General features: G+C 46.1%; 17 protein-coding genes. 9 read left to right on the top strand and 8 right to left on the bottom strand.

Features of this window, described 5'->3' with window-relative positions:
* Positions 1 to 21 precede the first annotated feature (21 nt).
* From NST47_RS12270 to NST47_RS12295, 6 genes are all read right to left on the bottom strand, one after another.
* The gene (locus NST47_RS12270; RefSeq protein ID WP_341155397.1) at positions 22 to 849 is read right to left on the bottom strand and encodes a Cof-type HAD-IIB family hydrolase; all 828 of its coding nucleotides are present in this window, start codon (positions 847 to 849) and stop codon (positions 22 to 24) included.
* Entirely contained in the window at positions 849 to 1781 is a 933-nt protein-coding gene (locus NST47_RS12275) for a ComEC/Rec2 family competence protein (RefSeq protein ID WP_341155398.1), read from the bottom strand. The genes NST47_RS12270 and NST47_RS12275 overlap by 1 nt, the downstream gene beginning before the upstream one ends.
* Entirely contained in the window at positions 1778 to 2872 is a 1095-nt protein-coding gene (locus tag NST47_RS12280) for an ABC transporter ATP-binding protein (RefSeq protein WP_341155399.1), read from the bottom strand. Before NST47_RS12280 ends, NST47_RS12275 begins: the two co-directional genes overlap by 4 nt.
* 12 nt (positions 2873 to 2884) lie before the next feature.
* Positions 2885 to 4531: an ABC transporter permease gene (locus NST47_RS12285; RefSeq protein ID WP_341155400.1), complete on the bottom strand. Its 1647-nt coding sequence runs from the start codon at positions 4529 to 4531 to the stop codon at positions 2885 to 2887.
* Positions 4532 to 4634: 103 nt separating this feature from the next.
* Positions 4635 to 5729 carry an ABC transporter substrate-binding protein gene (locus tag NST47_RS12290; RefSeq protein ID WP_341155401.1) on the bottom strand — a complete coding sequence of 365 codons (1095 nt, stop codon included), beginning with the start codon at positions 5727 to 5729 and terminating at the stop codon, positions 4635 to 4637.
* 75 nt (positions 5730 to 5804) lie between these two features.
* A complete protein-coding gene (locus NST47_RS12295; protein ID WP_341155402.1) occupies positions 5805 to 6815 on the bottom strand; it encodes a LacI family DNA-binding transcriptional regulator in 1011 nt (336 codons plus the stop codon).
* A gap of 361 nt (positions 6816 to 7176) precedes the next feature.
* On the opposite strand from NST47_RS12295, the gene NST47_RS12300 reads away from it, so the two are divergent.
* From NST47_RS12300 to NST47_RS12330, 7 genes are all read left to right on the top strand, one after another.
* Positions 7177 to 8328 carry a type III polyketide synthase gene (locus NST47_RS12300; RefSeq protein WP_341155403.1) on the top strand — a complete coding sequence of 384 codons (1152 nt, stop codon included), beginning with the start codon at positions 7177 to 7179 and terminating at the stop codon, positions 8326 to 8328.
* Positions 8315 to 9061 (top strand): methyltransferase domain-containing protein, encoded by a 747-nt coding sequence (locus NST47_RS12305; protein ID WP_341155404.1) that lies wholly within the window; start codon positions 8315 to 8317, stop codon positions 9059 to 9061. The genes NST47_RS12300 and NST47_RS12305 overlap by 14 nt, the downstream gene beginning before the upstream one ends.
* Positions 9058 to 10200: an NAD(P)/FAD-dependent oxidoreductase gene (locus NST47_RS12310; protein ID WP_341155405.1), complete on the top strand. Its 1143-nt coding sequence runs from the start codon at positions 9058 to 9060 to the stop codon at positions 10198 to 10200. The genes NST47_RS12305 and NST47_RS12310 overlap by 4 nt, the downstream gene beginning before the upstream one ends.
* Positions 10201 to 10202: 2 nt before the next feature.
* Entirely contained in the window at positions 10203 to 12359 is a 2157-nt protein-coding gene (locus NST47_RS12315) for an MMPL family transporter (protein WP_341155406.1), read from the top strand.
* Between the two features lie 241 nt (positions 12360 to 12600).
* A complete protein-coding gene (locus tag NST47_RS12320) occupies positions 12601 to 15195 on the top strand; it encodes a PAS domain S-box protein (protein ID WP_341155407.1) in 2595 nt (864 codons plus the stop codon).
* A 113-nt stretch (positions 15196 to 15308) separates the two neighbouring features.
* Complete coding sequence (locus NST47_RS12325; RefSeq protein WP_341155408.1) at positions 15309 to 16358, top strand: metallophosphoesterase family protein; 1050 nt, start codon at positions 15309 to 15311, stop codon at positions 16356 to 16358.
* 165 nt (positions 16359 to 16523) lie between these two features.
* Positions 16524 to 18044, top strand: a complete 1521-nt coding sequence (locus NST47_RS12330; protein ID WP_341155409.1) for a hypothetical protein — start codon at positions 16524 to 16526, stop codon at positions 18042 to 18044.
* 108 nt (positions 18045 to 18152) lie between these two features.
* Here the strand turns inward: NST47_RS12330 and NST47_RS12335 are convergent, their stop codons facing one another.
* Together NST47_RS12335 and NST47_RS12340 are read right to left on the bottom strand one after the other, a co-directional pair.
* The gene (locus tag NST47_RS12335; protein ID WP_341155410.1) at positions 18153 to 19763 is read right to left on the bottom strand and encodes a response regulator; all 1611 of its coding nucleotides are present in this window, start codon (positions 19761 to 19763) and stop codon (positions 18153 to 18155) included.
* Positions 19760 to 21595: a sensor histidine kinase gene (locus NST47_RS12340; RefSeq protein WP_341155411.1), complete on the bottom strand. Its 1836-nt coding sequence runs from the start codon at positions 21593 to 21595 to the stop codon at positions 19760 to 19762. Before NST47_RS12340 ends, NST47_RS12335 begins: the two co-directional genes overlap by 4 nt.
* 194 nt (positions 21596 to 21789) lie before the next feature.
* Here NST47_RS12340 and NST47_RS12345 point away from each other — a divergent pair, with 194 nt between their 5' ends.
* Both NST47_RS12345 and NST47_RS12350 read left to right on the top strand, forming a co-directional pair.
* Entirely contained in the window at positions 21790 to 23154 is a 1365-nt protein-coding gene (locus NST47_RS12345; RefSeq protein WP_341155412.1) for an ABC transporter substrate-binding protein, read from the top strand.
* An 85-nt stretch (positions 23155 to 23239) separates the two neighbouring features.
* On the top strand, positions 23240 to 24130 hold the full coding sequence (locus tag NST47_RS12350) for a carbohydrate ABC transporter permease (RefSeq protein WP_341155413.1): 891 nt from the start codon (positions 23240 to 23242) through the stop codon (positions 24128 to 24130).
* Positions 24131 to 24142: the final 12 nt, after the last annotated feature.

The raw sequence follows: 24142 nt of genomic DNA on the forward strand, positions 1-24142 counted from the left end.
TTTTGGCAATAATAATTCGATTCACGATGAATGTGATATGGGATGCAGACCATATTTGTGTATGACTTCCGCGACGGCATGCTCGAGATGGGATTTCGCAACATATTGCGCATGTGCTTTGAGCTCTGGATGCGCATTCCCGACAGCTACTCCCAATCCGGCAGTCTGTATCATTTCCAAATCGTTTAAATTGTCACCGATCGCAATCACTTCCTGCAGCTCGATTCCAAGATGGTTCGCAAGCGTTATTAAAGCCTGCCCTTTGGACACCGACCGAGGCAGCACTTCCAGGTACGTAGGCTCCGACCGCACCAATTCACAGTTAACCCCCACCATAGCTTCCAGTGCTTCCGATACTCCGGAGAAATCCTGATCCTCATTAATGATTAGTATTTTGTTGACATTGCTTTGCTTCAAAAAATCCGGAGTATCCCAGCTGTGACACTGTACCTTATCCTTTTTCATATAAGCCTCGATAGGTTCCGTAATTTCTTTGACCCATATTTGTTTGTCGGCATAAAAAATCATATCCAGCGGTTGGTCTTGCAGCAGTTGAAGGCATCTTTCAATGACATTCAGCGTAAGCCTTGCTTCAAAATAACAGTGATCCGTGTTGAAATCGACAATTTTACCCCCGTTGTATAAGATAACCGGATGACGGATATCCAGCTCCTGTGCGTATGGCAGCGCAGCTTCTTCAACCCGCCCAGTGGCGAGTGTGACGATCCCGCCCTGCTGTTGAAAAGCATAAATCATTTCCTTGTTGCGCTTACTGATCATTTGCTGCAGATCCACCAGTGTCCCATCAATATCGGTGACGATCATGCGGTAGCGATGCACTGACGGCATTATTTGTACACAATCCTTTCTGGAGCCAGCGGTAGCATAGATGAGAGGTAAAGGGTTCCCGACTGCGAGCCTGTAACATATAACTCGGCTCCAGACGTATGCGCTAACCGTTCCCATTCATCCTGAAATTGTTTATATTCGGTGTCATTGTTCGTAATTAATATCCAATCTGGAGACAGCTTTCTGAGCAGCTGTTCGTTCCATCCATCAGCCATACCATGATGACCAACCTTAAAGCCGCATGGCTGCAGCTTCTCATACTGCATAATTCGATCCCAGTTCGAGAGCAGCGCATCACCACCGAATAGTAATAGCTGAAGACCATCCGTCTGCTCGAATAGCCAGACGCTGCTGTCCTGATTGGATAAGGAATCGAAATTAATCAGAAGCTTCTCTTGTATGACCGGTTCGTGAGGTGAAGAACACAGCTGCATAATATTCTCGTAAGCCGGTAAATCATTGACATATAGTGGGTCCAGATGCCGCAATACAAAGGGTCCGATACTCCATGATGCAGAGGCAGCATCTTCACTGAAAGGTGGACGCAAGGATATGATTGTATTTTGCTGGAGCAGCAGCTCCCATAATTGCTTATAATTATCGAACATCCGGGCTGTTTGGACCGCTTTTGGGTGGCGAATATCACGTAAAGTCAGCGAGAACCGAGGGTAAGGCATAACCGCCTCGATGACAGGAATATGCTCGGCTACCCCAAGCAAGCCTGTCAGATGATCAGGATGAAGATGGGTTAGAATCATCAGATCGATCTGTTTCCAGCCTCGTTCCTGTATGAAACGAAACGGAATAACGGACTCTTGAAAGAATTGATCCCCTCCGTCGATAAGCACGACAAAAACTCCGCTTTCCGTGGGGATTTCCAGAAAAAAAGCGTCACCCCGACCCACATTCAATGCATATACAAGGGGTCTCATGCTTCATCTCCAATTAATAGATGGATCTTCTTTTTGTCCAAGGCAATCCGGATGTTACCTTCCAAATATCCACGAACACTTGGACTGGTATCATCAACGATCCACTGTGTAGAACCGGCTTCTGCCCAATATCTGATCATTCGACCCAGAAAGCTGCTTCTTGTAATGAATCCGCTCCATACATTATCGTAATTTCCTTGGCTAGTTTCATAAGGGATAACGGAAATGCATTCCGGTCTAATAACCAGTGTCACCTTGTCTCCCAGTTTTGCAGTATAACCGGTTTTATCGACCCTGATCGCCATATCCGCACATTTGACGATATAATCCTCAGCTTCCACGCCAACCACTTCACCGTTCAGGAAGTTGGCGACACCTACAAAGTCGGCTACAAACCTGTTGTTCGGTTTAAAATAAACTTCCCAGGGCGTACCGATCTGATAGATGGTCCCTTTGTTGAACACGGCAATCCGGTCTGACAACGAAAGTGCTTCGTCCTGGTCATGGGTTACGAAGATTGCCGTGATTCCGGCACGCTGCTGCATATCTCTTATATCGTTTCTCACTTCCACACGCATTTTGGCATCCAGATTGCTTAAAGGCTCATCCATCAGCAAAATATTTTGTCCTATGATCAATGCCCTCGCGAATGCGACTCTCTGCTGCTGGCCTCCGCTCATCTGCTTTGGATACCTGTGCTCCAACCCCTGTAGTCCGAACATATCGAGCATCGCTTCGACTTTTTCCTTTAGCACATTGGCGGGCACCTTTTTCAGCTTTAAGCCGTAGGCAATATTCTCAAAAACAGTCATATGGGGGAATAGCGCATATTCTTGAAAAACGAGCGGGGTGTTTCTTTTGTACACCGGCGTGCCGTTTACTTGATTTCCTTCTATATAAATAGTTCCGGAGTCGGGCTCATGGAAACCGGCGATCAACCTCATCAGCGTCGTTTTTCCACAGCCGCTTGGCCCGAGAAGCGTGGTAAAGCTGCCTCTTTGTATGTCCAGTGATACATTATTGATGGCCTTGAAAGCTCCGAACTGCTTCGTCACATGTTCAATTTTGATAATCGAGTTCTCTGCACTCATCATATGCCTCCGTTATAACCCAATGGATTTACCCTGTTCTTTCATAAAAAGTCGAGCTATGCCGAGTACGGCGAAGGCGATGGAAATAAGCACGACCGTAAATGCTGATGCGCTGCCCCAGGCACCGTTCTGTACAAGGCCCAGAATTGAAATCGTACCGACCGACGTTCCTGCCGAATAAATAAATATGATTACGCTTAGGCAGGTCACCGAACGTAGGAAGGAAAGTACAAGTCCCGATAGAAAAGGCCCTCTGAGCAGGGGAAGCAGGATGTTCTTGAACGTTCTGAAATTGCCAGCGCCCATATTGAGCGACGCTTCCTCCAGAGAGGTTCCAATCTGCTGCAGGCCTGCAAGGCTGGCGCTGTAACAGGTAGGTAAATTCCAGAACATCAATGCGATAATCATAATAGCCGAGGTTCCCGTCAGTACAAGCGGACCTTCGTTAAAAGCAATGGCAAACCCGAGTCCGAGAAATACCCCTGGGACAGCTCCAGGTAAAATGGCCAGAAAATCCAGCAAACGATTGATCCCAATCTGCTTTCTTTGCACGATATAAGCAAGCGGCAGTGAAAATAATGCTGCTGCAATCGAGGAAATGAGTGCAAACTTGATGCTGTTGAACATTTCCTTACCCTTGGCAAACACATAGCTCATATTATTCAAAGTAAAGGACCAGTCATATCCCCATGTCTTCGTGAAAGCTCCGTAGAACAGCACCCCATAGACCGCTAATATAACTGCCGTAACGAACAAACAGAAGGAGAACAAACCCCATTTTACATAAAAAGGGACAGGATACGGCGCCAAGGAGGTTTCTTTGCCAGTGACGGTTACATAGGATCGTTTCCCGACCCAATTCCTGTTCAGAACAAACAGTCCGAGCGCTGGAATGAGCAGTGCCGTAGACAGCATAGCTGCCGAAGGCAGGTCGAACAATCCGGCCATCTGCATGTAAGCCTCAGTTGGTAGAAGCGTATAGTTGCCTCCGATAATCATCGGATTGCCGAAATCAGCCAGCACATTCATGGCGGCGATGAGTGCGCCTCCCGCAACCCCCGGTCTGCATAGCGGGAATAGTATATCCTTAAATACTTGCCAGCGAGTTGCTCCCAAATTATACGCAGCATATTCCAGGTTCGTCGGACCAGCCTTAAGGACCCCGTTAATAACAGCATAGGCATACGGGAAAAAAGTAATCGTCTGAACCAGCCATAACCCATGCCAGCCGTAAATATCAAAGTTAAGGTGCAGCACATGCTTGGAAATGATCCCCTGTCTGCCAAACAGTAAAATGTACGACAGCGCGACGATAAAAGGAGGGGAGACAATCGGTAAAAGGGTAATAAAACGGAAAAGCCCTTTGAGCGGAATATTCAGCCTTGTAATGGAATAAGCAAAAATAAAAGCGACGACGGTGCAGGAAATCGTTGAAATAACCGTCATGAACAAGCTGTTTAGCGCTGCCTGAAACCAACGTGAATTGCTAAACAGTTGGAGATAATCGCTTAATTGCGGAAAGCTAATGACTTTTAGGATCGGCCAGCATACAAAATAAACAGTGATCAATATGATCATGACTATAAGTGCAGCCAGAATCGGCTCTTGCTTCAATCGTTTCAAATCGGCCCATGCGTCTTTAACAGCACGTGAGGTCAAGGCAGGTCACACCTTTCGATTGCTAAACTTGCCTATGTGGTAAGTGAGAAACATTCCCCGCACAGGCAAGTCAGCGGTTTGCTTGATATGGCGGTTGCGATTGTTATTTCTTTCCGGTCATTTCAGTAAATTTCTTCACAACATCAGCCTTCATCTGGGAAGCTTTCTCACGATCATATTTCACAAGCTTAACATCCTCGATTTTAATCATACCTTCCGGTGGAGCCACGTCTTTTCTCACTGAATAACGGTTCGATAATTTCGTGTTCATTTCCCCAACCGGCTTGGTTAACAGCCAGTCAACGAACTTCTTCGCATTATCCGCGTTGGCTCCGCCTTTCACAACACCGACGCCGCCGATTTCAAACGCAGTTTGCTCCGGAACGATAACCTGAATTGGATAGCCTTGCTTGGCTGATTTAACGATATCGTGCGACCAGGACATCCCGGCGACAAATTCACCTGTAGCCGTAAGATTAATGCCGTCACCAGCAGCAGGGGTGTAGTGATGAACGTTGTCATTGAGCTTTTTCAAATAGTCCCAGCCCTTTTCTTCGCCTAATCTGAACAACTGGTCTGCTACAAATATGTATCCTCCGCCAGCTGTAGCCGGGTTGGACGTTATGAATAAGCCTTTGTAGGCAGGATCAAGCAGATCATCCCACGTTTTTGGTTCTTTAATGCCTTTGGGTTCAAGCTCTTTTTTGAATCTGTCCTTATTCAGCACGATGCCGAGAACACCCATATACCATCCTTGCCAGAAGCCTTTAGGATCATTGAACTGGGCATCCAGATCCTTAGCGTTGGGTGAGGAGTATTTCTCTAGTAATCCTTGGGAAGCGAGGGGCTCGTAAAATTCAACTGAGCCGCCGACAAAGATATCTGCTTTGGGGGAAGCTTTTTCAGCCTGAATTCGTGTGCTTGCCTCTCCAGCTCCGCTTAAACGTAAATATTCGATTTCTATACCCGTATCTTCTTTAAACTTTTTTTGAATTTGCACAATATCATCTTCATTGAGGGCGGCATACACGGTCAGTTTTTTGGATGCTGCAGGGGTGTCTTTGGGTGCTTCCTTGGTTTCAGCCGGTTTCGGAGCAGAAGCGGTTGTTGGACCTGCACTGTTGGTTCCGCATCCGGTTAACGTTACAACACTGACGAGCGTAAAGGCAGTTAATACACCAATCCATTTTTTTAACACGTTTGTTCCTCCTAGTTTTGTTGCCCAATGGGCATGGGGTTGAAGAAGCAGGATAGCATGATCTTAGATTGATTGTTATATTTGCAGAGCCTTACAGGTTTGCCTTACGATCAACTTGGCTTTGATCAATTCGGATTTCGGGGTCATTTCTTTATCAGAAACCATTTGCAGCAGCAGCTCGGCCGCTTTGGCACCCATTTCCGTACGGGGCTGCTCCATTGTAGTTAATTGGATCCAGTGCAGCTCCGTGTATTCCAAATTATCGAAGCCTATGACGGAAATCTGATCCGGTACCGCAATTTTGTGCTGAGCCAGCCATTCGAGCGCCCCGATACCAAGCAAATCATTCCCGGCGAATACAGCAGTTATGTTCGGATTTTTCTCATACAGCTTGCTCATGGCCTTTCGGCCGCTGTCTATGTTTCTTCCACCACTCATCACGATGTTGCTGTCATCAGAGAGAAGGCCGTGCTTCCACATGGTATCTTTATAGCCAAGCAATCTTTGAATCCCGGTAAATGAGCTTTCCGGCATCCCGATAAATCCGATCTGCCTGTGGCCCATCCCGATTAAATAATTGACCGCTTCTGTTGCTGCCTCATAATGATCAACATCAACATAAGGAGCCGATAAGCCCGGAGGCGTTCTTCTCCGTAAAAATACGACAGGCATATCCAGACTGGAAATGAGTTCCTTGAATGAATCGTCCAGGAAATCGGGAGTAATAATAAGCCCGTCAAACTGTCGCTCAATGGCATTGGAAAGAAACTGTTTTTCCTTCTCAGGGTCGCGGTTCGTATTTCCGTACACAACCTGATACCCTTTTTTGGATAAAGTATCCTCAACTGCATTGGCTAGACCGGCAAAAAACGGATCCGATATTTCCGGGATCATTAAACCGATCGTATACGTTTTTTTGTTAATTAATCCTCTCGCAATCGCATTGGGCCTGTAATTTAGAGCTCGGATCGCCTCCATTACTTGCAGCTTTGTCTCTTCGCGTACATCGGGATGATTATTCATTGCCCTTGAAACGGTAGATACTGAAATTCCTAAATGCTTAGCCACGTCTTTAATATTTGCCACATGCACACCTCTTCACAAACGTTTCCGGAAACGTTCCCTATGTTACAATACGATGTTTATACTTTCAATCCGTTTTGCCGAAATTTACATAATCTCAAGAAATGAGCCGTTTTTTCGATCAAATCTTAATAATAATTTTAAAATTACATATATTTTTGAATGAAAATGTCGTTGTTAAAATACAAACGTTACCGGAAACGATTGCATAAGGAGGCACCCTGTTATCTGGATACCTCCACGGGTGGTGGGAGCTGCATGTCATATTACAAGCCCGATTGGCATATACATGTGGTTAAAGTCAGATACATGTCCAACATGAAAATAAACGTTTGAAGATTGCGCGAGGGGATGGATGTAACATATGGAACACGCAGATCCAATCATTGCGATCCTGGGCATAGGTACGGCTGTACCGGAATTTCGGATCGATCAAGCGGATACCGCACACAGATTAGCTGAAGCATTAAGAGATAGTCCCGATTCCGCACGTTGGGCCAAACGAATATTTAAGCAATGTGGGGTAGAAACACGCTACACCTGCGAACCGAATCTGCTCGAATCCGCTGATAGCTGCCGTTATTTTCCAAGAGGCACAATACAGGATGCCCCTTCAACCAGGGACAGGATGCAAACCTACAAAAGGGAATCGGTTCCCTTAAGTCTGGATGCTGCTCATAAAGCTTTACTGGATGGGAACATCAAGACATCGGATATTACCCATCTGTTCACGGTCAGCTGCACAGGGCAATTTCTGCCCGGCTTGGATACGGTCCTGGCTAACCAATTGGGACTAGCCGCCGATGTCAATCGGACGCCGCTTAACTTTTTGGGCTGTGCTGCCGGATTGAAGGCTATTTCTTTGTCACGGCAAGTGCTCTTGGGCAATCCGTCTGCCAAGGTGTTAATTGTATGCGTTGAGCTATGCACACTGCATATTCAGCCTTCGAGCCAGCGTGAAGCCTTATTTGCAGCTTCTTTTTTTGGTGACGGGGCGTCGGCTTGCATCATAGGGGCACCTGGCCCTGACCATAAGGATGTGTTTCAGCTCGACAATGGGCGTTCCGTTCTGCTGCCTGATTGTGCCGATGAGATGGTATGGGAAGTTGGCAACTACGGCTTTGATCTTTATTTATCTCCGAATATTCCTAAGCTGATCGCAAGCTTGATACCTGCCGAGGTTGAACATTTGTTAGACGGTAAGCCGAATCCAGAGCTATGGGCTATACATCCCGGAGGTCGAGGGATTGTTGATTCCATACAAAGCCTGTTCAAGCTTACAGATGAACAGACCCGTCCCAGCCGAACCATACTTCGTGATTATGGTAATGTATCCTCAGCAACCTTGTTATTTGTCCTGAACGAAATGAAACAGGAGCTGAAAAGCAAGGGCTCCGGACCAGCTAATGGGATTGCCCTGGCATTCGGCCCAGGTCTGACCGCAGAACTGATCCCGATAACGTATCATCCAGCGGTCATTAGTCAAGAACAGCTTATAGGTTATGGCCGTGCTTAGAAGCATCCAGCGAAGGGCCGAAGAGCCCGAATTGATGGACGACCTTACTGTAGGGGGGGCTGCGCTGCGGGAAGCCTTGCATCACCTCCGGCGGCTGAATCGGATTTTCGGTGCCTCTGCGCCTACACTTTATGGAGTCAAACGATTGTGGCTGGATGCCGGCAAGCCGGGAAAGCTAACTATTCTGGATATTGGATGCGGTTCGGGGGATGTAAATACGCATCTCCTGAGATGGGCGGACAGGAATCGCATCGAGCTCCAGCTTGTTTTGATCGATATTACAGAAGAAGCCTATGAAGAGGCAAGGCTGTACTTTCAGAATGAACCGCGTGTACAGGTGAGGAAAGATGATTTGTTTTCACTGCCGGAGGCTTGTGCAGATATCATTACGGGAACGCAATTTGTACATCATTTTGCAGCAATCGAGCTTCCCAAGGTTGTAGACAGGATGCTGAAGGCTTCGCGATTAGGCGTTGTCATCAATGATATCCATCGGCATTGGATTCCATGGGCTGCGGTGTGGCTTGTAACGCGAATGCTTTCCAATAATCGTTACATTTTACACGACGGGCCATTGTCCGTAGCCAAAGGCTTTCGATCGGCGGATTGGCAGCATCTGAGGAAAACGTTGGATACCCCGGAGATGTTTTATGCATGGAGACCGTTATTCCGCTATGTCGTCGTCTTAAACAAGACCAGATCTAATTCCAACAACGGAGTTGAGCAGGGATGAATCCTACTTACGATGCAGCCATTCTTGGTGCTGGCATTGCAGGCAGCAGTCTGGCCAAAAAGCTCGCGGATCAGGGCTGGAATACCGCTCTGATCGATCGTCAGTTGTTCCCCCGGCACAAGGTTTGCGGAGAATTCCTTTCCCCGGAATCCCAACATACACTGAAAGCATTAGGTTTAATGAAGGCTGTGGAGTTGCTGCAACCAAGCATGATTACCCGGATAAGGCTGATCTTTAGTCACGGTGCTGCTTTGGAGATTCCTTTGCCTGGACATGCTCTGGGAGTGAGTCGTTATTTACTGGATTCTACATTCCATAATGAGGTGTTAAGGTCCGGTGCACAGCTGCAGACGGCAACAACGGTCACATCCGTGTATCCCAATGAGGATGGATATACGATTGAGACGAAGCGGGATGGGTTGAACAAACAGATTCAGGCACGTACGGTAATCGCTGCTTGGGGAACTCATCGTCGTTCAGGACTTCCGGGTTCTACTAATAAGGGTTCCGTTCAATCTATGCACATCGGGGTGAAATCCCATTACTCTGGAATAGAGATGGAGCCTGTTGTTGAACTGTATGTGTTCCCTGGTGGTTATCTGGGCATTTCGCCGATTGAAGGTGGACTTGTGAATGTTGCGGCGCTTTTGACACAGAGCGCTTTTGGAAAAACAGAAAAAACGATCTTTGGCATGATCGATGCTGCAGCCCGTAGAAGCCCCAAGCTATATCGAAAACTGGCTCAAGCGACTCCGGTGCCAGGTACACAGTCGGCAGTTTCCCCGATTGATTTAAAGCGCAGTCCCTTGGCATGGGATGTGATTCCGCATGTGGGGGATGCTGCGCTCATGATACCGCCATTATGTGGAGACGGCATGTCGATAGCTTTGCGTTCGGCGCGATTGTGTGGCGCATTAGCCGACCGCTATTTACGCGGGGATCTAACGCTTGGAAGCTGGCGGTATGAATATACGCAGTCTATACATCGGGAATTCAAGCGTCCTATGCGATGGGGGCGCTTTCTGCAATGGCTGTTTGGCTTACCGCTTGTGCCCCGACTATTGCCTGGATTAGCGAATCTGGCACCAGGACTAGCTATTGAATTGGTTCGGGCAACCCGATTACAAGGAACAGAGTAAATATGGGAGTTCACAGGCTTGCACTGATCTCTTACCGCTATCCCAAGGTTGTTATATCGTTCTGGGCCTTGTTTTTGCTGTTTTTTGGTAGTTACGCAAGCAAGCTGCCTACGGTCCTCAAGGATCACGGCTTGCTCCCGAATGGAGCCTATGTCCAGGTTCAGCAGCTATTGTCTGCTGATTTTCATATACCCGAGGACCCGATCATGCTTGTTTTTGAAAAAAAAGAATTCGTATCGCTGGAGAAGTTTCAGCATTATATCGAACAAGCCTTAAATCAATTGCGTGGAATTGACGGTCTAACTGAGGTTATATCGCCACTCCAGACGCTGGGGATGCTTGAAGGTAATTACGCTTATGCACTTCTTTCCTTTTCCTATAAGCCTTATCAGCTGAAGCCCGTACTGGCAAATATGCGTAGTCGTTTGCTGAATCAGCAGGATATGATGGTAACCATGACAGGGAAATCTGTCGTTCAGGACGATGTGAACCGGGCAAGCGAACGTGATTTGCGCCAAGCCGAGCTGATCGGCATACCGGTCGCCTTTGTGATCCTGTGGTTTGCTTTTCGAGGAATCGTTTCTGCGATGATTCCTGTTGTTATAGGCATGATTGGGGTAGCCTGCACGATGGGGATGATGTATGGGATAGGTACCCAGCTTGAGCTTTCCAACTTTGTGCTTAATGTCATCCCGATGGTCGGACTGGCTCTGAGTATTGATTTCTCCTTAATTCTGGTCAGCCGATTTCGCGAAGAATTGGAGAGACAAGCAGCAGAGCCGGCGATGGTCACAGCCATGAAGACAGCTGGAAGGGCTGTCTTATTCTCGGCGTTCAGTGTTTGTTTAGGTTTAATGGGAACCCTGTTCATTCCACTTCCTATTTTCACTTCGGTTGCTGTAGGAGCGATGACCGTATTAGTCGTTTCGGTTTGTTTGACCTTTACCTTATTGCCCGCGATGCTGTCATTCTTATGGCCAGCCATTCAAGCGGAAAGCAAGCCGCTGTCCAATAAATCAGCATACAGAAGAAACAATATCTGGTATTCCCTATCGCTTTTTGTAATGGACAAACCGGTCCGTATGCTTGTATTGGCTTCATTATTGCTAATCGTCTGCTTGCTGCCTGTAAGCAGGATGAAGCTTGCCATACCGGACGCGTCATCTTTACCTGCTGTCTATAGCTCACGTCAGGCTGCAGAGGTTTATCAAGCCCATTTCGTTACTCCTTCGACCTCTCCTATAGTTATGGTCATGCAAGGGAAATTCGATAACCTGAACAAACAAGATTGGATGGAGGCCTATGCCTTTGTTCAAATGCTGGAAAAGGATCCCGGTGTGGTACGTGTTGCTTCTGTTTTTTCCACCTTGGGCATGCTGCCTGCGAAGCTGGATGCATCGTTTCAGCAGCAACCGCTGCCACAGGACCCATATGGCTCGGTGCTGCAGCGATTTGTGAATAAAAACCACATGCTGCTCCATGTGACATTAAGAGGAAGCCCGTCTTCGGAACAAGTAATGGACTGGCTCAGACAACGGGAGCAGACCGGAGCATCTGCAAATTTACCGTATGTGCTGGGTGGAGAGGCCAAATACCAGCAGGAAGTCTTTGATGCTATATTTCACAATCTTGGTTACGTGCTCTTATTTATTGTGATTTCCAATTATTTGGTATTATTCTTTGCTTTCCGATCCCTGCTTATTCCGCTTAAAGCCATTGTGATGAATCTCCTGAGTCTGGGAGCCGCATTCGGCATTCTGGTATGGATCTTTGAAGAGGGGAATATGGGAATGGAACCGGGCAGTATCGCCATCATGATTCCCGTATTTATATTTGGACTGACCTTCGGTATCAGTATGGATTATGGGGTGTTCCTGGTATCGCGAATCTTTGAAGTATACCGAAATACACAAGACAATGATCGTGCGGTACTCATCGGGCTGGCGTCAACGAGCAGAACCATAACCTCAGCAGCAGCAATTATGATTGTGGTGACAGGACCATTTGCATTTGCCGACGTTGTCGGGGTTAAACAGCTTGGGATTGGTATCGCAGCAGCTATTTTGATTGATGCGACCATAATTAGAATGCTTGTCGTTCCCTCCTTAATGAAATTGTTCGGCAGTTGGAACTGGTGGTCACCGAGCTGGCTCAAATAGGTTGTGCAAAGTATAACCGATTACACATGCGATATTTATTTACATAATATGGAATTAACGAATTACAAGTAACCCTTTCATTTATGAAGGGTTTATTTGTAGTTGCTCATGTAGTCACACTTCATGCATCCAGCCTCCAAATACAAATTCACAAAAAAATATCGTCGATGCAGGAAAGAAGGTAACCCTGCTAGAAAGCTATCTAAAAGCTTATTTCGATTTGTGACACGGGGAGGGACCTATGATTAACGACTATCGTTTTGCGGATGAATTATTCATTCAGGCATTTCAGCACGCACCTATTGGGATGGCTCTCGTAGCAACAAATGGAGCCGTTCTTAAGGCGAATGCTTCCGCATGCTCCATGTTAGGGTATTCGGAAGAAGAGCTGACCTGGATCACTTTTCAGGAAATTATACATCCTGATGATTTAGAGCTTAATCATGAGCTTATGAACCAATTAATCGAAGGCAAGCGGGAGTCGTATCAGATGGAAAAGCGATTTTTTCATAAGCAAGGTTCTATTACATGGATTCAATTAACAGTCTCCCTAGTAAGGGATGAGGAAGGCAGACCCTTATTTTTTATATCCCAGTTTAATAATATATCCACTTATAAATTGGCTGACGAAGGATTGCGGGAGAAAGAACGCCAATTATTATACAGTGAACAACGGTACAGATCGTTATTCGAGCATCATCCCGATCTGATCTTCTCGATGGATTTGGAGGGTACTTTTACTTCAATCAACCATTCGGTGGAGAGACTTATCGGATATACAGATCAGCAAATTCAGCACAATTCGGTCAACTATCGCACATTTATGCATCCTAAAGACAACAAGAAGGTAGAATACCATTTTGCACTGGCAGCAAAGGGACTTACTCAACGGTATGAGACGGAGGCATTGGATAAGAACGGGAATGGCTTCAGCTTCGATGTGACACATATTCCTATCATCGTGAACCATCAGGTGATGGGGGTATACGGAATTGCCAAGGATATTACCCAACAAAAAGAATTATGGCTGCAGCTGAAGGAAAGTCAGGAGCTGTACCAGATTATTTCAGATAATGCTCAGGAAATTATTTCATACAGCACGCCGGATGGAATTACCCGTTATGTGTCACCCGCTATCAAAACCATACTGGGTTATGAACCTGAGGAAGTAATTGGCACCGTTACGACCGATTATTGGCATCCTGAGGATCGAGCATTTTTGATCTATAACGGACTGTTTCCCATTTCGGAGGTCGATATCTTTACCTGCAGAGCCCGCCATAAAAATGGACACTATATTTGGATCGAGACCACCTTGAAGTTAATCAGAAATCGTGATGGGAAAATTACCAAATTATTTAGCGTTGGAAGGGATATTTCTGAGCGTAAGCAAGCTGAGGATGAGCTGAGGAAAACCAAGGACAGACTGGAATCGTTGATTCAAAATAATGCCGATGCGATATGGGTCGTTGACCTTGAGGATCGGGTTATAGAAGCCAATGCCGCTTTTGAGAGCATGTTTCAATGGAGTCTGGATGAAATTATTTGCGCTGACTCGGTATACTTGATCGTGCCCGATCATCTCAAGGAATCTGTAAAACTCAATTTGAATCAAGTGAAATCGGGTAATTCGGTTATCGGCTTCGAAACAATCCGACTGCGTAAAGATGGAAGTCTCATCGAGGTAAGCGGAACCTTGTCTCCCGTACGTGATGAACAAGGCGTAATTGTGGGGATCATGGGGATGTACCGCGATATCAGTGAAAGAAAAAGAGTGGTTCAGGAGCTGAATGCCGCTAAGGACCAGCTGGAATCCTTTATTGATCATAATGTTGATCCGATTCTAATCGTAAACCTTGAGGAAAAGGTGTCCAGAGTCAATCATGCATTTGAAAAGGTTTTTGGATGGTCAGCCGCCGAAATTATAGGCCTCTCCATTCAGAAGCTGCCGATTATGCTCCCTGATTTGTCGCCGCAGATGGATATGAGGCAGAAGGTATCAAAATCGGATGAGCCGCTCACCGGTTATGAAACCGTCAGATGCAGAAAGGATGGCACGGTCATTCCTATTATGCTGTCCAGCTTCGGTATGCGAGATGAGCACGATCATATTCATGGCTGGGCTGTTATTCTGAGAGACATCACTGCGCAGAAGCAAGCAGAAGAGCTTGTGATCAATTCCAAAAAATTATCGATAGCCGGTCAATTGGCGGCGGGAATTGCTCATGAGATCCGTAATCCAATTACGGCTATCAAAGGCTTTGTTCAGTTTATGCAATCGGGTTCGCTTCAGAAGCAAATCTATTTTGATATCATCTCGTCTGAAATCGAACGGATCGAAATGATTTTGAGTGAACTGTTAATTCTCGCCAAGCCGCAATCGGTCCAGTATGAGCGTAAGGATATTCGCATGCTCATCGGTCAAGTGACCACCTTATTGGGGACACAAGCGATCATGAACAATGTGCAAATTGTTACCGAGTTCGAGCTGGAGACGACTCATATTTTATGCGATGAAAATCAATTGAAGCAAGTCTGTATCAACTTCATCAAAAATGCTATTGAAGCTATGCCCAAGGGCGGCACGATCGTGATTCAATTGAAAAGTAAAGATAAAGAAAACCTGCTGCTCCGCTTCATTGATCAAGGGTTTGGTATTCCTGAACATATTCTATCCAGGCTCGGGGAACCTTTTTACACAACCAAAGAAAAAGGCACGGGACTCGGCTTTATGGTGAGTAAAAAGATTATTGAAAATCATCAAGGAGCGATAGAGGTATTCAGTATAGAAAACGAGGGAACAACGGTTGAGGTCAGTCTTCCCATAGCTCAATAAGGCAAGGCGTGTTTAAATTCAGGAAATCTTAGAATTATTGAGAAATGATTAATCTTTGTATGCTATAATTCTGCTATCGTCTGATTTATAGATAGAACAGGTGGTGGATGCATATGATGTCCCGAAGGCAATTTGTCAAAAGAATGCTGGCCATCCTGGCGGTTTTTGCGGGAGGCGGTACAATATGGAAGTATGTGCTTGATCATGAAAAACCGCTGCATGCCGAATCTGAATCCACAGCTGCAACTACACCTATCACTGCCGAGCCAGCAGCCAATCCGATGTCGAATAAGCTGCTGCTGTCCTTTTTCCTGTTAAGTGATCTGCATATTTCCGATGGGATCTCGATAATGACAGATAAGCTGCATGCCGCATTGAAAGACGTCAGCAGCTTTGAATCTCCGGTGGAATGTATCGTGTTGGGTGGAGATCTGACGGATATGGGCCGTGATACGGATTATAAGCTGCTGCGCAAAATATTAAACGGTTACAAGCTGCCTCCGATTTACGCTAACATGGGGAATCATGATTACTATGATATTTGGTTAGATAAGAAAGGCGAGTTTGCCAAGGAAACCATGCCCAATGGCAAAAGCGATGCTATGGCCAAAGAGCGATTTATGAAATTTTTTGGATATAAGGATCAACCATATACCGATTTCTGGATGGGTGGCTTTCATTTCATATTGGTATCTCAGGAAGCTTATGTCGGCGATAAACCGGAATATGGCGAAGGGGCCTGGTATTCGGATGCACAGCTGGCTTGGCTGAGCAACCAGATGAAGCAGCATGAGGACGGGAAACCCGCTTTTGTGTTCATTCATCAACCGCTGCCGGCACCGGGTATGGATGGAGGCTCGCATCAGCTGGTCCGGGCCAAGGAATTCCGTGAGATTCTTAAGCCGTACCGCAACGTATTTGTTTTGTCGGGTCATACGCACCGTAATTTTGCCACGGAAAATCACTACAACCAGGATAATTCGTTTCATTGGTTCAATAATGCCTCGGTTGGCAAAACCCGCAGCTCCGGGAATGATAATGTTGCTCAGGGCATGTATGTGCAGATCTATGAGGATAAGGTTGTGGTCCGGGGACGTGAATTTTCGGATCGCAGCTGGATCGATTCAGCCCATTATACTGTGCCGCTGCAAGCGAAGGCATAAGAGATTTACCCTCGGCGAATTGAATGTACCCATTCTGAAGTCTCCAGTTTCCACGCTGACACGTGTGAGCTGGAGGCTTCTTAACTCGTCCTCAAGAACTTTTCTGACACATCTTGCGTCTAACTCATAGCTGGAAAAATATATGTATAAATGAGGCGAGCGCACATGTTAAAGAAAACGATGCTGACCTGGCTCGGAGCGCTGCTAGTGTGGTGCCTGTGGTCAGGTATAGCTATGGCGGATGCGGGCTCTGTTCAAGTGAGCATAGTGAAATTCCCCGTAAAGGTTAACGGTCAAATGATGAACAACAAGCAGTTGGATTATCCATTTCTAGTGTACAAGGATGTGACCTATATACCGTTAAACTGGGATTTGATGCAGGAGCTTGAGCTCAGTATCGATTGGAACGCAGACGAAGGATTGAAGATTTACAGAAGCTGCTGCACAAGTCCTTACTGGATGTACCCGGCTCTTGAGAAAACAAAGTACGTACAGAGTGGCAAGGCAGCAAACTTGTTGACCCGCACCTATTCGGCCAAGGTTGCCACTGCTCCCATTCAATTATGGGGCGCACAAATTGTTAACGATAAGGAAGAATATCCGTTCCTGGAGTTCAGGGATGTCACCTACATGCCGCTGACATGGACGTTTGCTCATACACGACTTATGATGGATTTGCAATTTAGCCTTGAAGAAGGACTTTCGATATGGAGCGGTCAGGACCATGTGCTCCAGCAAATTGTATATGATGACGCCCAAGCCTTGTATGTCGATGCCTTGGGTCAAGACTATAAAACCTACGCCATGATGAAAATCGATAAAAAGCTGCAAACGAAACCGGAATGGATCGAGCAGGAGCAGGCGCAAAATATCCGTGACAAGGCCGCTCAGGATGCACAGGCTGGAGCCTATGAGGGGAAGAAGGCTGTAATTGAACGTGTGGGCAACAGCCTCACCTATGAAGGCTTTCAGCTTGGAGAGCTGCGTAAAGAGGAACAAGGGATTCTCGGCGATACCAAGCTGCAGATTGAAGGTACGCTGTATGAGATCGATAGCAAGCGAAAGCTGCTTGCCGTGTACACCTATTTCCCGATAGCCGTAATAGGTCCGCCGCCAAGCAGCCGCTATCAGTTGTTCGCGATTATAGATGGACAACTGCGTCCAGTCACGAACTACCCCTACAAGCCACAATATGTTGTTAAAAATACCGACGGCTCGGTTTGGATTGCACGAGATCGCATGCCATTCAGGGATTTTTATTTCCGCGGCTCCGGTTTGCTGGCGCTTATGGACATAAATGGCAATATACGCCTTGCCAACGAAGTCTGGAATGAACAGGATATCAGCCCGATTGGGTTTAACAGCCCTACAAGAAATCCAGTTGAACCCGATGGACGATTGATTGTAAGGCTGTACGGCAAGTCTTACACGAATGAGCTGGGAATCGACCCTTCTACAGGGTTGAACCCTCTTACCAGCGAGCTTACGGATTCTCAGAAAGAGGGCTTGTACGAGGTATTGCCTACACTGGAGCTGCGGAAATTGTCGAAGGCCCCTGACGATGGACTTTCCTTTTACCGAGACAGCGAAGGTGATATCTACACCATTCAATTGTACAGCAATACGGTGACGAATTGGACACAGAATCGGTCAAAAACCTGGAGTGACATCGAGCTCCTGCAATAGCATACTGTTTCGTATATAATAAGCAGCTGCAGATGAATAGGCGTATGGAATAGGGGATAACCATTGGTTACCCCGTATTTGTCATGTTTAGTGTCTCTGTATCGGTAATCATAAGGAGTCTGCGCCCAGATTGTTTCTGTATTGGGTAGGTGTCATGCCGATATACTTTTTGAAGATTTGAAAAAAGTATTTTTCATCGTTATAGCCGGCGGCATGGGCAATATCACTTAGCTTCATGCTTCGATCGTGGAGCAGTCTGCAGGCGTGATCGATACGAATTTTGTGTAGATGGTCGAGAAAATTGGTTTTGAGCTCTTGCTTGAACAGAAAGCTTAAATAACCGGGAGTAATGAAAACTTCGCGGGCTACGGTTTCCCGATTGATGTCCTTATGATAGTTATGCTCCATATAATCAAGTACGGATTGGAACATTTTATTACTGTTTTTTTTCACATGTAATTGCTCACTGGCTTTTAATAATACGTCCGTTAATGTCTGTACGATGTAATCCATACTGGAATGCTCGATAATACGGGTAAGCTCTGTAAGGCTTTCACCGAATACGTCATTCGTATTAATATTTTTTTCGATACAATAACGGTATAAGGCAAATACAAGCGCGAGCATGGACTTTTGAATATGCTCTTTTGAGGTGCTGGCTGGCTTAAGCGCTTCGTTAAATGCGTTCAGCCTGTCCGCAATGGCGTTCTGATCACCTGTGGCTACAGCCTGAATTATCGCTCTCTCCTGGGATAAAGGGTAGGAGGTGTGAACGGGATCATCATCGACAGTTTCCTTGTAATCAACAATCTTTTCGGTGCCGATAAAATATTTCATATCCAACGCCCGGATCGATTCCTGATACGAAATTCTCAGATGGTTAATCCCCGGATCAAAGCTGCCTATACCGATTGAAACCGTGAATTTCAAATATTGACGAATATGCTGCTGCACCTCTGCGACGTGTTGGTTCAATTCATCGCTGCCTGTCCAATCCTCTGTATTTAAAATAACGATGATATCATCCTGATGTTCAAATGCAGCACATCGAAATAAAGCAGAGAACGTTTCCTCGGCTATATTCTTGACACCATATTTGAACAGCTCGATATCCTCTTGATCATACTTTCGCTGCAGCATATGCAGATTATCAATTTGTAAGACAATGATGCCAAAAAACAGATGGGGAAACGCCTCTCCATTGATATGCAGATTGGCCAGCAGACGCTCGAACGGTGGATTATCTGTCATCACCAGTCGGCTTAAAGTCTTCTCCTTTAAAAGCGGAAAGCTTTCGCGAAAGCCGACCTTGAGCTTTTCCAACGTATTCTCCTGATGGCGGGCCTCCTCAATGATCGCTTTAAGCTTAAGAACCGTATCCAATATTTCCTGTGTTCGGCTTGGCTTAAGCAGATAGTCACTGGCGCCGATCGTCAGCGCTTTCTGTGCATAGGCGAATTCATCGTATCCGCTCATAATCACACATTTGATATGGGGATAATCATTCGTTACATGTTCAATCAGGGAAAGCCCGTCCATCTCCGGCATACGTATATCAGTGAGCAGGATATCCACATGAACATTGTTCAACAGCTCGAGGGCTTCAGCCCCGTCCCTGGCTTCACAAACGATTGTGATATCGTGCTTCGTCCAATCAATTAGGGAACGTATGCCTGTGCGGGCTCTTTCCTCATCATCGACAATCATTAAATGGATCATACGCGTGGCTCCTCCTGGGTATCGGGTATGGCAGGGACTATAATTTCCACTCGGGTTCCTTGACCCAGTTCACTTTCATAATTCAGTTGATAACCTTCCTTGTAATAATGTCTCAGTCTGGCATTCACATTCTGGATCGCATAGCCACTGGTTTCTTGTCCCGTGTACACGTCACTGTCGGCTGGCTCTGCCAGTATCCGTTGAATCGTTGCCGCATTCATACCAGGTCCATTATCTTCAATGACAAATCGCAAGGTATCGCCCTGCAGAGAGCCGCTAACCGATACAATTCCGCCGCCGCGCTTACGCTCTATGCCGTGAATTAACGCATTTTCGATAAAAGGCTGAAGAATGAGCTTTAAAATGACATAGGGCTCGATTTCATCCGCGATATCAACCCGATATTCCAAAAGATCCTTGAATCGCATTTGCTGCAGAGATAAATACAATTCAATCAATTCTTTTTCCTTTTTCACATTGGTAAAGCTTTTGCCGCGATTCAGACTTAAACGGAACAATCGGGACAGGTTCACAATCATCTCACTGATCCGGCTTTGACCGGCTGCTTCAGCTTCCCAAAATATCGTATCCAGCATGTTATACAAAAAGTGAGGGTTGATTTGTGATTGAAGCGCCTTGAGCTCGGCTTCTTTTTCTTTGAGCTGAAGCACGTAGGCATCGTCGATTAAGGCTTTAATGTTAGCCACCATGCTGTTGTACCCGCGGCTTAATTCTCCGATCTCATCTCTATATTTAATATCTACCCGTTCGTCAAAATGGCCATTCTGAAATCGTTTCATCGACAGCAGCAATTGCCGCAGGGGCGCAGTCAAAATCGAAGTCAGGATAAACATAAATGGAATACTGAGAAGCAGGCATGCCAAAATTAATACGATAACAAACACCTTGATCGAGTCCAGCTCATGCGTCAGTGAAGCCAAAGGTACCGCATACAGAATACTCCAACCGTTTTCATTGATACCGCTGTAGGAAAGCAGCAGCTTCTCTCCATTGCTGTTGATGATCATGGAACCGGACTCACTTTGCTGCCTTGTCGCTGTAAAAGACAAATCCGGGTTGTTGCTGCTAAAAAAATCCTTGCCCGCCTTTAACAACGGGTAGCCGGTTTGATCGAGAATGACGATGCCATGGTCTTGGTCATGTAAATTTTTTAAATACAGGCTGCGGATCGTATTTTGGTTAATCCCCACAAAAATGAAGCCGATCGTGCTGCCATCGCTAACATTGCGGACAATCCGGCTCATTCCGATTTTCTCATTCCGGTTATTCTGAATGAACACGTTGTTATCGTCCGTTAGCGGAAACCAGTATGAGGCACCGTTCAGCTCCTCGGTTTTACGGTATATCGGACTTTCCTGAATGTGAATAAACTGGTTGGCACCGCTGCTATCATCGGTGGATACCTGAAACAGAGGGGCAGGGCCCTTCCCATACAGAGCCAAATAATCAAAGTTCCGTGTGAGCAGCATCTGGTTCATGATCGATGCGGATGAGCCTGAATATAGCGTGGTTTCCAACTCACTGGTTGAGCCTACGCTGCGCTTAAGCTGGCTTTGTACCTCGGATGCGAGACTGAATACCGTTACCCAATCCGCAATGTTTTTTTGCAGCATGACAATATTGTTGTCCACTTCTTTAATAATCCCGAGATTGGTGGTACTGACCTTGTTAATAATTTCTTTACTGGAGGTTTGATAGGAATAATAGCCCAGTGTCAGACAAAGGACTACAATTAGCAAGTAAAAGAGAATGAAGATTTTATATTTAATGCTCAGGTTTAAATAAAGCTTTCCTATATTGATCATCTCCATGTATGCTACTGATTCTGGTTGTATTGTATATCCCCGCAGCAGTTTTCACAACGTATGTACTCCAACATTCGATAAAATTAAACTTTACCCGTTTTTTCTCTACTGTTTCTTAGCGAACACTTTGCTATGATCCAAGTAACAAACGAACCTTACATGCGAAACATTCAAATTTATTATTCAGGGGGAGCTCACTTATGAAGAAAACGAATCCTATGGTTAAGGCTGCTTTGCTCACAACGGCTGTGGCTATGGTGGGGACATTAGCAGCTTGCGGAGCCAGCACTGATACGAAAACAACGCCAAGTTCAGCTTCAAGTACGCCAAGCCCGGCAGCTGCCGGTGCCAAAAAAGAAATTACACTGCGTTTATTTTCCAACCTGCCGGATCGCAAATCCGGACAAGGACTTGCCGAGCAGATGGCTATTGACAGCTATGTCAAAGACAATCCCCATATCAAGATTGATGTGGAAGCACTAGCCGAGGAGCCATTCAAAAACAAGCTGAAGGCTTACATGGCCTCCAACGAACCGATTGATGTCACCATGGTTCATGGCGGTGCTGAGCTCAGTACGCTTGTTAAAGCCAAATATGTGAAAGAGCTGAATGCCAAGGAGTATGAAGGGGACAAATACAACTTTTTTCCCGGCGTCTACAAATCGTTTGAATTTGACGGGAAAATTTACGGACTTCCGAGAAACAGCGATTACGAAGTGATTTATTATAACAAAAAAATGTTCGCTGATAACGGAGTTAAGGTTCCTGCAACCTACAATGAGCTGTTGGACGTGGCCAAAGCGTTCAGGGCCAAAGGCATTACTCCGATGTCGATCAATGGAAAAGATTTGTGGAGCTTCGGTTTGCTGTACCAAAATATACTGCAGCGCGTGAGCGGCGATCAAAGCCTGATTCTGGACGCTGTTGATCAGAAGAAAACTTTTGCACAGGATCCAAGCTTTTTAAAGACGGCACAGCTTATGAGTCAGCTGCGGGACGTCAAGATGTTTCAGGATTCGTTCATGACTGCTGATTACGGCGCTTCGCAAAATCTGTTTACACAAGGAAAAGCAGCTATGTGGTTTATGGGCTCATGGGAAGCGGGGATGGCTACCAATGATAAATTGCCGGAAGCGTTCCGCAGTAATCTTGGGGTTGCCAAGTTCCCTGTAGTCGAAGGCGGCAAGGGTAAGGAATCCGATTTGCTGGCATGGAACGGCGGCGGGTATTCAGTTACAACTTCCTCCAAAAATCCGGATGAAGCCAAAAAGTTTTTTGATTATTTAATGAGCGCGAATCAATGGGCCAAATATGCCTGGGAAACCGGCGCCGCTGTACCTGCACAAAAATACAATTTAACCGGAAAAGAAAGTGAGGTTCAAAAGCAGCTCACTGATATCCTGGTTAAGGCTTCTTCGACTGCTGGAGCTTCATTTATCGATTACGGCTCACCGGCATTTAAAGATGATGTTCAAAATGCATTCGGCAAGTTTTTTGCAGGTACATTTACACCGGAACAGCTGACTGCTGAATTGCAGGCATCAGCGGAAAAACAAAAGAAATAAGCTCGGAATGAGAGATAGAGGGATTGTTCGAGGGCAGGCCGTGCTGTCTGTCCTTGACGGATCCAAGTGGAAGGAGTGAGGTGCCATGCACAAGGTGCTTGGCAACAAGATGGCTATTTTCCTGTTTGTTTTTCCAGGTATTTTGTTATTTATGGTTACGTTTCTGGCACCGATTGTGCTTAGTGGGTATTATTCGTTCACCGATACGCTGGGCCCAGGTACGGACGTTAAAATGGTCGGATTGCAAAACTATCAGGAATTGCTGTTTGAGGATTCGCGGTTCTGGAGATCGTTAATGAATGCGCTCCTGCTTGGTATTGGCTGTATTGTCCTGCAGCATCCGATCTGTATAGCCTTCGCTATTTTGCTGGATCGTATCGGCGGCAAAGCCGAGAAGGTGTTTCGTACGATTTTTTTCATTCCTTGTGTCATTTCTGTGGTGGTCATCTCCAGAATGTGGTTGAGCATCCTGGACCCTGATTTCGGGATTTTCAATAAAATTCTGGATACGATCGGGCTTGGATTTTTGCAGCATGCCTGGTTAGGCGATACGAGTACCGCACTTGGCTCCTTGCTGTTTATTTTAATTTGGGCGGGGTTTGGCTGGGGGCTTCTATTCTATTATGCCGGAATCAAAGGGATTCCCGAGGAGCTTTATGAAGCCGCTCATCTGGATGGGGCTTCAGGACTGAAGCTGCATTTGAAAATTACACTTCCGCTGCTATCGCCGGTCATTGCTGTTCAGGTAACTCTCGCGATAGTTACAGCACTCAAGCAAATGGAAACCGTGTTTCTGACAACAAATGGCGGTCCCGGTGATTCCACACAATTTCTGGCTGTTTACTTGTATAACAAAGCCTTCTCGGCGAGCCAGTATGGCTATGCCAACGCGATATCGATCCTGTTTATTCTCGTTTGTTTAATCGCGACCTATGTAAGCAACAAAATGATTCGCAGCGACATAGCTGAATATTAGGCGGTGGCAGAT

It is taken from the genome of Paenibacillus sp. FSL H8-0034 (assembly GCF_038000305.1).
Classification (GTDB): domain Bacteria; phylum Bacillota; class Bacilli; order Paenibacillales; family NBRC-103111; genus Paenibacillus_S.